The sequence below is a fragment of the Necropsobacter rosorum genome, from assembly GCF_964241405.1.
GTDB classification, from domain to species: domain Bacteria; phylum Pseudomonadota; class Gammaproteobacteria; order Enterobacterales; family Pasteurellaceae; genus Necropsobacter; species Necropsobacter rosorum.
In genome coordinates, this window is the sequence record NZ_CAXSXF010000005.1 from 138,619 (window position 1) to 153,302 (window position 14,684).

Sequence of the window (14,684 nt, forward strand, 5' to 3'; positions counted from 1 at the left end):
CGAAAACGAATTATTGCGGTGCGGCGTTATCTTGCCAGCCAGCCGCCGTCAACCGCAACGGTATAACCATTCACATAATCCCCCGCGGCGGAAGCCAGAAATACGCACGGGCCGACTAAATCGCTCGGCGTTCCCCAGCGACCGGCAGGAATGCGGTCTAAAATTTCTTTGCTGCGGGCTTCATCGGCACGCAAAGCGGCGGTATTGTCGGTTGCCATATAGCCCGGCGCCACCGCGTTTACATTAATATGATATTTCGCCCATTCGTTCGCCATGGCGCGGGTAATCCCCATCACCGCACTTTTTGAGGCCGTATAGGAAGGCACGCGGATACCGCCCTGGAATGAAAGCATTGACGCAACGTTGATGATTTTACCGCCGTGACCTTGCTTAATAAACTGTTTTGCCGCCAATTGCGACAGGAAGAACACGGTTTTTAAGTTGATATTAATGACGTCGTCCCAGTTTTGTTCGCTGAAATCAATCGCATCTTCACGACGGATAATGCCGGCGTTGTTGACTAAAATATCAATTTTACCGAATGCCGCAACGGCTTTTTCGATGATGCCGGCCAGGTCGTCCTGCTTCATCAGGTTTGCCTCAATATTCACGAATTGACGCCCTGCCGCTTCAATTTTTGCTTTCGTTTCTAACGGCTCGACCAGATTAACACCGACAATATGACAGCCGGCCTGTGCCAAACCTAATGCCATACCTTGTCCGAGGCCGGTGTTGCAACCGGTGACTACGGCGACTTTTCCGGTTAGATCAAATAAGTTCATCTTGTGTCTCCTTTGGGTTGAGTATGTTGAATTCAGGCGAAATAGCATATTCGCTATTTCCTCTGTATGATAGGCATTATACTCAAATAAAAATATATTACAATAAATATGAAACAATATTTCAATTTTAAGATTAATTTTCTGCTCGCGTAAGTTTTTTTCTAAAAAAAACTTTTTATGCTATTATTTGTACCATTTATAGCAGAATTTCGTTCAACCATAATCATATATGACGTGTGGAACACCATGGAAAAAGAAACGCAACCGGAAGCAGTCTCTTCAGTATTAAAGGTTTTTGGAATTATTGAGGCGCTGGCCGAACAAAAAGAAATCGGTATTACCGATCTGGCACAACGATTAATGATGTCTAAAAGTACGACATACCGTTTTTTGCAGACCATGAAAACGCTGGGATTCGTCTCGCAGGAAGGTGAAACGGATAAATACAGCTTAACCTTAAAGCTGTTTGAGGTCGGCGCCAAATCCTTGGAATATGTGGATTTAATCACATTGGCCAATAAGGAAATGGCCCACATTGCCAAGCAAACGAATGAAACGCTGCACTTAGGCATGTTAGAGGGCAATGAAATCATTTATTTGCACAAAATCGATTCCAACTACAGCTTAAGAATGCACTCCCGTATCGGGCGACGCAATCCGTTATACAGTACCGCGATCGGAAAAGTGCTGCTGTCCGATTACAGTAATGCGGAAGTGCAGGAAATACTGAAAGACGTCGTTTTCATCAAACATACCGAAAAAACGCTGGAAAATATCGAGCAGCTCGAGCAGGAACTGGATAAAGTGCGGCGCCAGCATTATGCGGAAGATAATGAAGAACAGGAACCGGGCTTAAGATGTATCGCCGCGCCGGTGTATAACCGGTTCGGGAAAATTATCGCCGGCATTTCTATTTCGTTACCAACCATCCGTTTTAAAGAAGAACAACTGCCGCATCTGGTCAGTCTGCTGCAATATGCCGGTAAAAAAGTGTCCGAACAGTTAGGCTATCATCATTATCCGCCGATTGCGGACGCACTATAGCGCAAACAAATCAGCATTACGGCATAAAAAGGCGGTGAATTTACCGCCTTTGTTATTGTTATGCTAAATAACTTTATGATTTCCATATGAAATTTTAATCTAACAGATCGTTTTGACCGCCAGCGATTATCAGAAATAAACGCGCGATCCCAATGCGATGCGTTTTTCTTTTTCAAGCGTATTGCCCGCCTGTTTGGTTTTGAAAGTACCGCCCTCAACATAAATCACAACATATTGATTAAATTTATGATCGGCGCCCAGAAACCATCCGCTAAAATCGCCGTCGGCCTTTCCTTTTGTCTCGCCGGTGCCCCAAAGGTATTCGGCATAGACTTTATGTTGTTCCGTCAGATGATATTTCATACCCAGCTCAAATTGATTTAATTTTTCAAATTTTGCGCGCCCGATACGAAATCGATGATCAGCATGACCGGCCGGTGATTTGGCGTGCGCCCAGTCAAAACCGATTGCCGCCGGGCCATAAGCGAAACGCACGGATGTGCCGGCCAGTTTTTGCGTATATTCATTACTGGCAAGCTTACCGTCTTTTTTCTCGCCGTATCCGCCGGCGGCTTCAACGGTCAACTGCTCAAATTTCTGCCGGTAGAACAGTGCCAGCGTAAATCCATTGCCTTTATCCGATAATTTTTCCTTGTCGCGATCGTTATCCGCATGTTTGGCGGCGCTGCCGAATAAATAATCGGCGCCGAAACGGAATCCGTTAAATTCTCCGCTCAGAAAACTGACCGATTTATCCGCTGCGGTGGTGAGTTTGGCGATTTTGCCTAATTCGTAAGTAAAATTGGAATAACCGATGCTATCGCCCAGCAATGCCTGTTTACCGAACGTCAGCGTGCCCTGTTTGTGCCGGATACCGGCATATAACCGTTTAGTATGCAGATTGTCACCGATATTGTCATTGCTGAAGCGAAACTCGACATTTGCCAGCGCGCTAAAACCGCTGCCGATATCCTGATAGGCGTGGAGGCGTAAACGCGATCCTCTGTCAATCAGATCCGTCCGTTTATTACTGAAATTTGCGATTTCCAGCGAAAGACGCCCGTCAAGGTTAATTTTTGTTCCGTCTTTATGATAAATCGTCGTCGCGTTTACCGCGCCTGCTGCCGTTGCCATAATACTGAATGCGATAAGTGTTTTTTGCATAGTGCCTCACGTTAAGGGAGTTAGGATTTAATGATATAAACCGCATATCATGGAGAAGTTTTCAGGAAAGAACGGAAATGCTGTTGTTCTCCGCTGCAATGTAGGCAAAGACAGTCTGCTTGTCAACCGAGGGGATAATTATATTTTCTTGATATATCAATAACTTAACAAAATAAAATTCGGTTTCAAAATGTGATCAAACTCATAATTATACAAAAAACTTTTGTTACTGGGTTGTTGTTTAAAAATATAACTCTTTGATTTTAATCGATTATATTTTCCATTAATAATTTAAAATGAAAAAATATAAATACAAATTAAATATTTTTAAAACATTGTTTTAAAATGTGATAAGCGTCACACCGATTAACTCGGCAGACGGTTCGGAACGTGTTTTTTGCGCCGTCATAATATCACCGCTTCATATGCGGAGATAACCACGCTCATCGGCATGTCGCAACGCGCTATTTTATACCCATGGCTCAACCGCCAAAACTTCCGCTATATTGACCGCACTTTTTTTGATTCGCCAGCGAATATTAAATTCATATAAGGCGATGCCGTGCATGCGTTCGCTGGGTTTGCCCTGCAAATAGGCGGGGCGGGGATCCTGCTGGATAATCTGGCGGATAAAACGGATAAAGTGCGGGTATTTTTTCTCCAGTTTCTGCGCACGGTCGAGGGCTTGCGCCGTGAATTCCACCTGCAACCGCGCCTGCGGTTTGCTTTGTGCGAAACCGCATTTTGCCGCCGGTTCACTGTCGGCATAGGCGATGTAGGGTTTGATGTCGAAAATCGGAGTGCCGTCCACTAAATCGACGGCGCCGAGATGCAGCAGAACACGGCCGTTACGGCATTCGATACCGCGCAGTTCCGCTTTGGATAAGCCCAGCGGATTCGGGCGATGGGTGGAACGGGAGGCAAACACGCCGACGCGCTGATTCCCGCCTAAGCGGGGCGGGCGCACGGTCGGCTGCCATTTGCCGGCAGGAATTTTATCAAACCGGAAAATCAGCCAAATGTGAGAAAATTGTTCCAAACCGCGAACCGCCTGCGCCTGATTATAAGGCGGCAGCAATTCGACGATGCCGACTCCGTCCTGCACTAAATCAGGCTGGCGGGGAACGGAGAATTTTTCTTTGTACGGGGTGCGGATAATGGCAACCGGCTGTAATTGAAGGGATGAATCCGACATATTTTCCTTAAAACAGTTAAAAAGCACGCAATAAACTTGTAGAATATGCCATTATTGTACGCAAAGTGCGGTAAAAAAAAGACTTTTTTCTGAAATTAAGTGAACATTATGAACAAAGACACATTTAAAATGTGGATAGAAACGGCAAGACCGAAAACCCTGCCTCTTGCCGCGGCGTCAATTATTATGGGCGCGGCTTTAGCCTATCGCAGCGGGGGATTCAGCTGGCGTATTACTTTATTGTGCCTGTTGACCACGTTGTTATTGCAGGTTTTATCGAATTTCGCCAATGATTACGGCGATTACCAGAAAGGCTCGGATACGGCCGAGCGCATCGGCCCTTTACGCGGCATTCAGCATGGCGTCATCAGCGCCTCACAGCTTAAACTGGGCTTGCTGGCGGTGATTGTTGCCAGTCTTGTCAGCGGCAGTTTACTGCTGGCGGCGGCTTATCGCAATCTGGCGGATCTGATTGCCTTCGGGCTGCTGGGCGGCGCGGCCATTGTGGCGGCAATCACTTATACGGTGGGAGAAAAACCTTACGGTTATTTGGGATTAGGCGATATTTCGGTGTTTGTTTTTTTTGGTTTGCTGGGCGTAGGCGGCAGTTATTATTTGCAGACTCACACGTTGCAACCGGCCGTTTTTTTACCGGCGGCGGCAACCGGATTACTCGCCACGGCGGTGCTGAATATCAATAATCTGCGCGATATTGAGCAGGATCGGAAGGCCGGCAAAAATACGCTGGCGGTGCGTTTGGGTGCACGGCGCGGGCGGCTGTATCATTGCGCCTTATTGGCGGCGGCGGCCGGATGCTATTTGTTGTTTGCGGCGTTGTATTTCCGGCACTGGTTCAGCTTTGCTTTCGTGTGTGCCTTTCCGTTGTTAATCCAACATGCGCGCTTCGTTTACCGCCATGACGATCCGCACCGGTTGCGTCCGATGCTGGCACAAATGTCGTTATTCGCACTGCTGACCAGTCTGTTGTTCAGTTTCGGCTTGCTTGCGGGCTAAAAAAGAGCATATACTAACGGCTGATTTTCAGCTTACATTAAAGGGTACGCTTATGTATATTGATACTTCGGAACTTTGCGATATTTATCTGGATCAGATTGATGTCGTCGAACCTGTTTTTTCAAGCTTTGGCGGTTTGAGTTCGTTTTATGGCAAAATCACGACGGTAAAATGTTTTGAAAGCAACGGACTGATTGCCGAGATTTTGGAAGAGAACGGTGAAGGCCGGGTGTTGCTGATTGACGGCGGCGGTGCCGTGCGCCGGGCATTAATTGACGCGGAGCTGGCACGTCTGGCCGCCGATAACGGCTGGGAAGGCATTATCGTGTACGGCGCGGTGCGCCAGTTGCAGCAGCTGGAAAATATTGATATCGGTATTCAGGCTTTGGCGCCGATTCCGGTCAGCGCAGATGATAATACGGCCGGCGAAGCGGATGTGCCGGTAAATTTCGGCGGGGTGACCTTCTTCCCGGAAGATTATGTCTATGCGGATTTAACCGGTATTATCCTGTCTCAGGAACCGTTGGAGCTGGAAGAGGCGACGGAAGAATAACCTTTACTGCGCGTACTGTCGGATAAAATACGGCCGCTCTGTTTGAGCCGCCGTATTTTTTTGTGATTTTTTCTGATGAAGTTCAAAAAACCATAAAAAAATCATTGCTTTTTTTTAACAACTTGATAACGTCATAAAGTCCGTTTTCGCAGGACAAGGTTTTTATCCGGGTTTATTCGTTTAAGGATATGATTATGAATTCAACTTCACCGACAAAAACAACATTGAATAAAAGTGCGATTATTTTTTTAGTCGATATCGTGTTGTTTATTATTTTACTGAATGTATTGCCGTTTGATCCGAAAGCGAATAAGGGGTTAGCTTTACTCGTCTTCATTGCGGTGTTATGGCTGACCGAGGCGTTACACGTCACCATTACGGCATTGCTGGTTCCGTTGCTGGCAATCGGGCTCGGTCTGGTGGCGACCAAAGATGCGTTGGTGGCGTTCGCCGATCCGACCATCTTTTTATTTTTCGGCGGTTTTGCCCTCGCCACGGCGCTGCATATTCAAAAACTTGATCGCATGATCGCCGGCAAAATCATGACGCTGGCAAAAGGAAATTTATTTGTCGCGGTGATTTATCTGTTTTCCATCACCGCATTTTTATCGATGTGGATGAGTAATACCGCAACGGCCGCGATGATGCTGCCGCTGGCGATGGGGATATTAAGCCAGATGGATAAAACTCAAAATCATAACACCTATGTGTTCGTGCTGTTGGGAATCGCTTACAGCGCCAGTATCGGCGGCATGGGGACGCTGGTCGGCAGCCCGCCGAATGCCATTGTGGCTTCTCAGCTGAAATTAACCTTTTCCGATTGGTTATGGTATGGTCTGCCGGTTGCCATTATTCTGATGCCGGTGATGATCGGTACGCTGTATCTGGTTTTCAGACCGAAACTGAACCTGCGTTTTGAGCAAAGCTTCGAAAAAATCGAAATGAATACGCAGCGAATCACAACGCTGGTCATTTTCATCGTTATCGCCGCCTGCTGGGTGTTCAGCAGTCAGATCAATCCGCTGTTGTCTTCGCTGCTCGGTATGACGAAAAAAATCGGCAGCTTTGACAGCGTGGTGGCATTGCTGGCGGCGGTGATTATTTGTATCACCGGGGTCGCTTCTTGGAAACAGTTGCAGGAAAATACCGATTGGGGCGTATTAATGCTGTTCGGCGGCGGTTTAACTTTAAGTGCGGTGCTGAGAGATTCCGGTGCCAGTAAAATTCTGGCCGATGGTATCGTATTCATGATTGAAGGCGGTCATTTCTATCTTATCGGCTTGCTGGTGGCGGCGTTTATTATTTTCTTAACCGAATTTACTTCAAATACGGCAAGTGCGGCGTTGCTGGTGCCGATTTTTATTTCCATCGCGCAGTCGCTGGGTATGCCGGAACTGGGCTTAGCCTTAATTATCGGTTTAGGGGCTTCCTGTGCCTTTATGCTGCCGGTAGCGACACCGCCGAATGCGATTGTCTTCGGTACCGGTGAAGTGAAACAGAGAGAAATGGTTCGCGCCGGCGTGGTGCTGAATATTTTATGCGTGCTGGTTATCGCGACAACCGCCTACCTGTTCTGGTTTTAGCCGATCGCTAAAATCCGCTTCTCAGACCATAGCGAAGGACACTTCGCTATTTTTTTGCCGCGAAAACGCCAAACCATTAATCCGCAACAATGTGGTGAGCGCCCAGACTTTGCGTCCGGCGACGCATGTGGCGCACCACTTCCTGTGCGGTTTTCAGCGCATTATAAATCTCAATGCCCTGCTCGCCGGCATAATGCAGCGGGCAGTAACGGGTTTCCAGTTCATTCAGTGTTGCCGACAGGCGGGCTAAATTGCCTGGCGTACGGTAAACATTGGCAAACCGCGTCATATTCTCGCGCACGGTGCGCAGCACGGCGGAGCCGGACAGCGCCGGATCGCCGTTCGGCTTGGCTAAACCGGCAAAATAAGCCTGCACGCGATCGGCATAATCAAGATTATCCCCGGCAATATGGCACGCCGGATTTTGTTTGATTTTTTGCACCGCTCTTTTGGCAAACACCAGACTGCCGCCGACGGAATTGCCACCCAGACGATTGGCGCCTTCAATGCAGGCGGACACTTCGCCCACGGCAAATAAGCCGTTTACCGCACTTTGCGCGTAGTGATCGATTTTAATGCCGCCGTTGCAGCTGTGAGCAAAGGGGCGGATGGCAATGTTATCCCGGCACAGATTGATCCCCACTTCCCGTTCGAGCCATTGGAGATACACTGTATAAAATTCCGTGCGATCCTGATAAAGTGCGGGCGAATAATGCAGATAAACGCCCTTTTCCTGCGGGTGGAGCAACAGATGGCGCATCATGGTCAGATCAAATTCCACACCGGGAAAATCCGTACTGAACGGGGCGTAATCGCTGCGCGCGCGCATCAGCGCCTGAAACTGCGGCGCACTGAGGTGAGCAAACAGATCCCGGCCGTGACTGTCGGTAACCTGACGGACATATTTTAAGGTATGTTCACCGAATAACACTTTATATTTAGGTTCGGTGAAAGACGGAATAAACTGAATAAATTCAAGATTAACCAACTGCGCGCCGGCCTGCTGCGCGACATAATGCGTGGAGCCGATAATATCCGCCGGATAAAGATTATCTTTATATAAACCGGCGATCCCGCCGGCGGCTAAAATAATATGCCGGGTGCGGCAAAAAATATAAAAAATCCGACCGCACTTTTGCCGGCATAAAATCGCGCCGCGTACCTGATTATTCTCCGTAACAATGTGTAGCAGCGTGGTGTGTTCATAAAGTGCGGTGTTCGGTTGTGCGGCAATAATTCGGGCGGCTTGTGCAGCCGACGCCTGCCATTGGTCAATCAGATAGATTGGTCGGCTGTATTGAGCAAAACAGGCCGGCCGGTCATCATTGCGCCGCCACGGACGGAAACCGATGCAGGTCAACAATTCGACGGACTGGGCGGATTGTTCAATATAAGCACGGACGATAGCAGGATCGTTCATCCCGTGACTGACGCGGTTAATGTCTTCCTGAAAGCGGGCATAATCCTGCTGACCGCCACTGACCTGAATGCCCAATGTCGCCTTCAGCGGAAAATAACTGGCGCCGCTGCCGAGCACGGTTTTGCAGATTAAGGTTGAATGCAGCTGCCGGCTTTCCGCCTCCACGCAACAGGCCAGCCCGGCGATACCGCCACCGACAATCAGTACATCGGTGTCAATGTATTGTGTAATCTTGCATGCGTGCATAATGACAACCTAACACGGCAGGCGGATAAGCACCTGCCGTCGCCCATCGGCGTTACAGTAAAGACGGCGCCGCATTGAGCAGAATTTGGGTGTAGGCCTGCTGCGGATGATCAAACACCTCCGATGCCTTGCCCTGCTCGACAATCAGACCGCCGTTCATCACGATAATCCGATCGGAAACCTGTCGTACGGTTTGTAAGTCGTGGGAAATGAATACCATCGCAAGGTTTAATTCTTTTTTCAGATCCGACAGCAAATTCAACACCTGGGCACGCACGGAAACATCCAGTGCCGATGTCGGCTCGTCCGCCACGATAAGTTTCGGACTTAACGCCAACGCACGGGCAATGGCCACGCGCTGTTTTTGGCCGCCGGATAAACGGGTCGGTTCCACCAGCGCCGCCGAACGCGGCAATCCGACGCGGGACAGCAGTTCGTAAACCCGTTTTTCCCGTTCGTGGGGTTTCAGCACGTTATGAATATCCATGGGATCTTTTAAAATATCCAGCACCCGCATTCTTGGATTTAATGCGGTGGCCGGGTCCTGAAAAATCACCGAAACCTGACGCCCGAACTGTTTACGGGCTTCCGCACTACCGTATTTCATCTGTAACCCGTTGAACTTGACAATGCCGGCGGTCGGTTTCTGTAAGCCGATGATCACGCCGGCCAAGGTCGATTTGCCGCAGCCGGACTGGCCGACCAGCCCGACGGTTTCGCCCGCGCTGATCGCCAGGCTGACGCCGCCGACTGCGGTGAATTTTTTGGGATTAAACAATGTGCCGTCGCGGGAAGGAAACTGCACCACGATATCTTCCAGTTGAATAATCGGCTGTTCTTTGATGACTTTCATGCTCATTGTTTACTCCTCCAAATGAGATGCCCAGAGATGTTTAGGATGATCGCCGGCCGGAACCAGTTTTAACTGTTGGTGCGGATTAGCATCCGGCCGTAATGAACGGCTGGCGAAGCGGTCGCCGTCCGCAAAATCAAACGGCGAAGGTACACTGCCGGGGATCTGATATAACCGTTCGGCACGGCATTCCGTGGATAACACCGAACCCAGCAGACCGCGCGTATATTCGTGTGTCGGGTTCATCAACAACGGCGTCGTCGGCGCCGCTTCGACCACCTGACCGGCATACATCACCGTGATATGGTGTGCAATCTGCGCCACTAAAGCAAGATCATGGCTGACAAAAACCATGGCAAAACCGAGTTTTTCCCGCAGTTCGTTGAGCAGCTTAATCACCTCCGCCTGTACGGTAACATCCAAGGCGGTAGTCGGTTCATCGGCGATCAGCAATTTCGGTTCGCGCGCCAATGCCATGGCGATCAGTACGCGCTGCCGTTGGCCGCCGGAGAGTTCATGCGGATAACGGTTTAAGGTTTTTTCCGGATCCAGCTTGACCCATTGCAACAGGGTTTCGGCGCTTTGTTTGCCGCCGCGACTGATAAGCTGCGCCATTTGATCTTTAATTCGCATGGACGGATTGAGCGCACTGAGGGCATCCTGATAAATCATGGAAATTTCATGCCCGCGCAAATCATTTAATTTATCGGTCGTTAATAAATTATGCTGATGACCGGCACGGTCGGTAAACAGAATTTCACCGCTGATTTTGGCAGTTTTCGGCAATAATCCCATAATGGAAAATGCCGAAATGGATTTGCCGCAGCCGGATTCGCCCACTAACCCCATGGTTTCCCCTTCGTGTACAGTAAAGCTGATATTATCCACCAGCGGCGTTTCGCCGTAACGGTTCGGGAAACGAATGGACAGATTTTTCACCTGTAAAATCGGTTTGGCGTTCGGATTCAACTGCATGCGATCCGTACGGCTGCTTTCTTTGTCATGCAATTTGAGTAAATAGCGTTTTAACGCCAGCCCTTCCGCCATGGCTTCCTGGACATCGGTGGAAAGCGGTTTTGATACATCGGCTTTCGACGCGGTCGGACTGCGTTTCAGTTTCGGGTTGACTAAAGCGTCGGTTAACCCTTCGGACAGAATATTCAGCGACAAAACGGTTAATAAAATCATTAAGCCGGCAAATGTGGTCGCCCACCAAAAACCGCTCAAGACCAGATTACGTCCTTCGGATAATACGTTACCCCAGGACGGATGCGGCGGCTGCACACCGGCACCGAGGAAAGACAATGAGGCTTCCAGCACGATGGCATCCGCCACCATCACGGTCGCGAAAACCAATACCGGTGCGGCGGTATTGCGTACCACATGCTTCAATAAAATATAGGTACGGCTACCGCCGATAACCCGTTCGGCGCGAATGTAGTCTTCTTCCCATTGAGATACCACGTTAGCACGCACTACGCGGGCAAGTTGCGGAGTATAAACGACGGCGATGGTCAGAATAATCACGGGAACGCTGTTGCCGAAAGTGGCGAGCAGTACCGCTGCCAGCGCAATTCCCGGAAAGGCCATTAAAATATCCATTAAACGCATGATGACTTCATTGCCGAATTTGTTGGCCGTGGCCGCGGTGGCACCTAAAATACTGCCGAAGATAATCGCTGTGCCGACGGCGCCCAAGCCGATAAACAGTGAGGTTTGTGCGCCGTAAACCAGACGGGAAAAAATATCGCGTCCCAAACGGTCGGTACCGAAAAGATACTCACTGCCGGGCGCCTGTACCGGGCGTAATGTTTGCAGCGGATCATAAGGCGCTACCCACGGCGCAAAAATGGCGATTAATGCGATAAACAGAATAAAAATCAGCGCAATTTTGGAGGCGGTCGATAAGGCTTTGAATCTTGCACCGCCTGAGGCAAGTCGATCTGCTAATCCTTGACGAAACATTATAAACTCCGAATTTTTGGATTGATGATAAGATACAGAATATCAACAATGATATTAACCAATACGAAGGTAAATGCGATGGTCAGCACCACACCCTGTACCAGGTGTAAGTCATGGTTTACGATACCGTTGAAAATCAATTTACCCATGCCCGGCAAGTCAAAAATCTGTTCAATAACCACCGCACCTCCGAGTAAATAGCCGACGCGTAAACCGAGCACCGTCACCGGCGTAATCAGCGCATTACGCAGCACATTATGCCGAATGACGGTGGCATAAGGTACGCCGTTGCCGATTGCGGTACGCACATAGTCTTTATCCATTTCTTCCACCATCGTGGTACGCACCACGCGGATTAAAGAGGCGCAAACCGGTACCGCCAGCGCAAGAGAAGGCAGGGTCATGGAACGGAGATAGCCGGCCGGATCTTCACTGAACGGAATAAAACCGCCTGACGGGAACCAATCCAGTTCCAGCGCGAACCATTGAATTAATAAGATCCCCAGCCAGAACGACGGCGTAGCGACGGCCGCCACGGAAAGCAAACGGATAATCTGATCCACCCAGCTGTCGCGGTAAAGTGCGGCGATCACCCCTAAGGTGAAAGAAACGACAGCCGCCAGAAAAACCCCGATAAAAGTGAGCTGTAAAGTCAGCGGGAAGGATTTGGCAATCAATGAGGTAATCGGTTGTTCCGGCGGTGTGGTCATGCCGAAATCAAGCTGAATTGCGTTGCCGATAAAACGAATATACTGCACGATAATCGGATCATTCAAACCGTGCTGTTCGCGATAAAGCTGTTTGGCCGCTTCACTGGCGCTTTCACCCAGCGCGACGGTAGCCGGATCGCCGGGCGTGAATTGCAGAATAATAAATACCAATGCGCTTACGCCGAGCATCATAATCGGTAATGCCATTAAGCGGCGTAATAACAAACGAAGTACGATTTCCATTTTTTTCTCCAACGACAAACGGTTCGTAGGTTAGGATAGCTTGTATAAATAAATTGTATAAAAAACGGCGGATTGATTAATTGCCTGATTAATGGTGCCGCCGTGGAAACATAATGAAGACAGATTACCGAAATTCCCGCCTCAGAACGGTCGAAGCGGGATTTCGGCAAGCGATTACTTACGCCCTACGCCAAGGAAGGACATTCCGGTTGTCGGTAACGGTTGGAAACCGTCCAGCGCTTTGTCACTCCAGGCTGTCGGCAGCTTACGGTGCAGGATCGGATAAAGCGGTACCTGTGCGGCAATAATATTAATCGCTTTTTCCCATGCCGCTTTTGCATCGGCGTTGTCTTTCGCCTTAATGGCCGCATCCAGTAATTCCTGCACTTGTGCGTATTCCGGCGTATCCGACCAGCCGAAACGTTTTTTCGGCCATACATCGCCGCGATACCACCAGCTCAGCAATAAATCCAAATCGTTACTGAATACGGACGGATCGCCCGGTGCCATCACCACTTCATAAGCGCCTTTATCCACATGACCGCCGTATAACGCGCCGGATTGCAGATGTTGCAGCGTGACTTTAACGCCCGGTAATTTATTCCAGGATTCCAGCACCAGCGGCGCACATTCTTTCACCCAGGAATGGTCGGTGGACAGCAGCTGGAAATGCAGCTTATCAACGCCGGCCTCTTTCAGTAATTCCGCCGCTTTTTTCTCATCATAAGCGTATTGGGTCGAGGCTTTCACATATTCAGGATGAGTGGTTTGCACGTAGGAAGTCGCCGCTTCGGCATTACCGAGGAACACCACATCGATCAGTTTCTGCGTATCCAGCGCATAGTGCAGCGCCTGACGAACCTTAGGATTATCAAACGGGGCTTTTTTGCAGTTAAACATTAAGAACAGCAAGCCGAAAGACTGTACGGATTCGACGGTGCCTTTGCGTTTTAAGCGTTCGGCATCCAGATACGGCACGCTTTCCATCGCCTGAGTGCGGCCGGATTCCTGTGCGGTGACACGGGCGGCATCATCGGAAAGCAGGAACCAGTTCATTTTTTCTACCCGAGCCGGATAAGGGCCGTTATAAGCATTGAATGCCTCAAATACGATACGATCGTCTTTGACCGCGGACACGAATTTATACGGGCCGGAACCGACCGGATTGGCATCGAATGCGGTTTGTCCGACGGCTTCGACCACATGTTTCGGCACAATCTTCACAATACCCAGACGCAGTTTCAAAATCGCAAACGGATATTTCAGTTTGAATTCGACAACCTTATCATCCAGCGCTTTGACCGATTCAATAAACGGAATGAACTGAGCGAATAAAGAATTTTTCTCCGGATCCAGCACGCGCTCGTAAGAATACACGACATCTTCGGTAGTGACCGGTTTGCCGTCGTGGAAAGTTGCACCTTCTCGCAGCGTAATCCGCCATGTGGTCTCATCCACCTGTTCCGGTTCTTTGGCGGCCAGCGCCAGATACGGCTGGCGAGTTGCCGGATGCAAATCCACCAACCCTTCAAAAATATGCAGATTCGCCGCCATTGCCGAGGCCCCGCTGGAGGTCGCAGGATCGAAGCCGGTGGAAAGCGGATAAGCGATACCGGCCTGAATAATACTGCCTGCCGCAGGGGCGGCTGCAAAGGCTTTCGGTGCGAATGAACCCAAAGTACCGCTAAATGCAATTCCGGCGCCGACGCCGGCAAGTACTTTCATAAAATTACGGCGAGATTCATTTTCAATATGATTTGTCATAAACGCTCCTTTGGTGATAACTGAGTTTCCAATGAGTAACCGACATCGGAAAGAACATGCTCGAAACAGCCATGGGTTCATTTCAACCGCTCAAAAATGAAGTGAATTTATCAATATTTGAATATGAAATGAATTATTCTTATCATAA

The 14,684-nt window shown here is 49.3% G+C and carries 12 protein-coding genes; 4 read left to right on the forward strand and 8 right to left on the reverse strand.

Going from position 1 to position 14,684, the window contains the following annotated elements; genetic code table 11:
* Nucleotides 1-26 precede the first annotated feature (26 nt).
* Nucleotides 27-782, reverse strand: coding sequence for a 2-dehydro-3-deoxy-D-gluconate 5-dehydrogenase KduD (kduD, locus tag ACESOH_RS10050; protein ID WP_032093800.1), 756 nt, complete (start codon nucleotides 780-782; stop codon nucleotides 27-29).
* Nucleotides 783-1,028: 246 nt separating this feature from the next.
* On the opposite strand from kduD, the gene kdgR reads away from it, so the two are divergent.
* Nucleotides 1,029-1,826: a DNA-binding transcriptional regulator KdgR gene (gene kdgR, locus ACESOH_RS10055; protein WP_032093801.1), complete on the forward strand. Its 798-nt coding sequence runs from the start codon at nucleotides 1,029-1,031 to the stop codon at nucleotides 1,824-1,826.
* 129 nt (nucleotides 1,827-1,955) lie between these two features.
* Here the strand turns inward: kdgR and ACESOH_RS10060 are convergent, their stop codons facing one another.
* Entirely contained in the window at nucleotides 1,956-2,990 is a 1,035-nt protein-coding gene (locus ACESOH_RS10060; protein WP_373101000.1) for a porin, read from the reverse strand.
* 469 nt (nucleotides 2,991-3,459) lie between these two features.
* Nucleotides 3,460-4,185 carry a tRNA (N6-threonylcarbamoyladenosine(37)-N6)-methyltransferase TrmO gene (tsaA, locus tag ACESOH_RS10065; protein WP_373101001.1) on the reverse strand — a complete coding sequence of 242 codons (726 nt, stop codon included), beginning with the start codon at nucleotides 4,183-4,185 and terminating at the stop codon, nucleotides 3,460-3,462.
* A 108-nt stretch (nucleotides 4,186-4,293) separates the two neighbouring features.
* Between tsaA and ACESOH_RS10070 the strand changes: the two genes are divergently transcribed.
* The 3 genes from ACESOH_RS10070 (at nucleotide 4,294) to ACESOH_RS10080 (ending at nucleotide 7,335) form a co-directional block, all read left to right on the forward strand.
* Nucleotides 4,294-5,199, forward strand: a complete 906-nt coding sequence (locus ACESOH_RS10070) for a 1,4-dihydroxy-2-naphthoate polyprenyltransferase (RefSeq protein ID WP_032093804.1) — start codon at nucleotides 4,294-4,296, stop codon at nucleotides 5,197-5,199.
* Between the two features lie 52 nt (nucleotides 5,200-5,251).
* Nucleotides 5,252-5,752, forward strand: coding sequence for a ribonuclease E activity regulator RraA (rraA, locus tag ACESOH_RS10075; protein WP_032093805.1), 501 nt, complete (start codon nucleotides 5,252-5,254; stop codon nucleotides 5,750-5,752).
* Between the two features lie 194 nt (nucleotides 5,753-5,946).
* Complete coding sequence (locus tag ACESOH_RS10080; protein ID WP_032093806.1) at nucleotides 5,947-7,335, forward strand: DASS family sodium-coupled anion symporter; 1,389 nt, start codon at nucleotides 5,947-5,949, stop codon at nucleotides 7,333-7,335.
* A 76-nt stretch (nucleotides 7,336-7,411) separates the two neighbouring features.
* Here ACESOH_RS10080 and ACESOH_RS10085 read toward each other — a convergent pair whose 3' ends face one another.
* The 5 genes from ACESOH_RS10085 to ACESOH_RS10105 all read right to left on the reverse strand — a co-directional run bounded on the left by ACESOH_RS10085 (nucleotide 7,412) and on the right by ACESOH_RS10105 (nucleotide 14,497).
* On the reverse strand, nucleotides 7,412-9,001 hold the full coding sequence (locus ACESOH_RS10085) for an FAD-binding protein (RefSeq protein WP_373101002.1): 1,590 nt from the start codon (nucleotides 8,999-9,001) through the stop codon (nucleotides 7,412-7,414).
* Nucleotides 9,002-9,053: 52 nt separating this feature from the next.
* Nucleotides 9,054-9,860, reverse strand: a complete 807-nt coding sequence (locus ACESOH_RS10090; protein WP_373101004.1) for an ABC transporter ATP-binding protein — start codon at nucleotides 9,858-9,860, stop codon at nucleotides 9,054-9,056.
* Nucleotides 9,861-9,863: 3 nt separating this feature from the next.
* Nucleotides 9,864-11,819 carry a dipeptide/oligopeptide/nickel ABC transporter permease/ATP-binding protein gene (locus ACESOH_RS10095; RefSeq protein WP_373101005.1) on the reverse strand — a complete coding sequence of 652 codons (1,956 nt, stop codon included), beginning with the start codon at nucleotides 11,817-11,819 and terminating at the stop codon, nucleotides 9,864-9,866.
* Nucleotides 11,819-12,772: an ABC transporter permease gene (locus tag ACESOH_RS10100; protein ID WP_032093810.1), complete on the reverse strand. Its 954-nt coding sequence runs from the start codon at nucleotides 12,770-12,772 to the stop codon at nucleotides 11,819-11,821. Before ACESOH_RS10100 ends, ACESOH_RS10095 begins: the two co-directional genes overlap by 1 nt.
* A gap of 174 nt (nucleotides 12,773-12,946) precedes the next feature.
* On the reverse strand, nucleotides 12,947-14,497 hold the full coding sequence (locus ACESOH_RS10105) for an ABC transporter substrate-binding protein (RefSeq protein WP_373101029.1): 1,551 nt from the start codon (nucleotides 14,495-14,497) through the stop codon (nucleotides 12,947-12,949).
* Nucleotides 14,498-14,684: the final 187 nt, after the last annotated feature.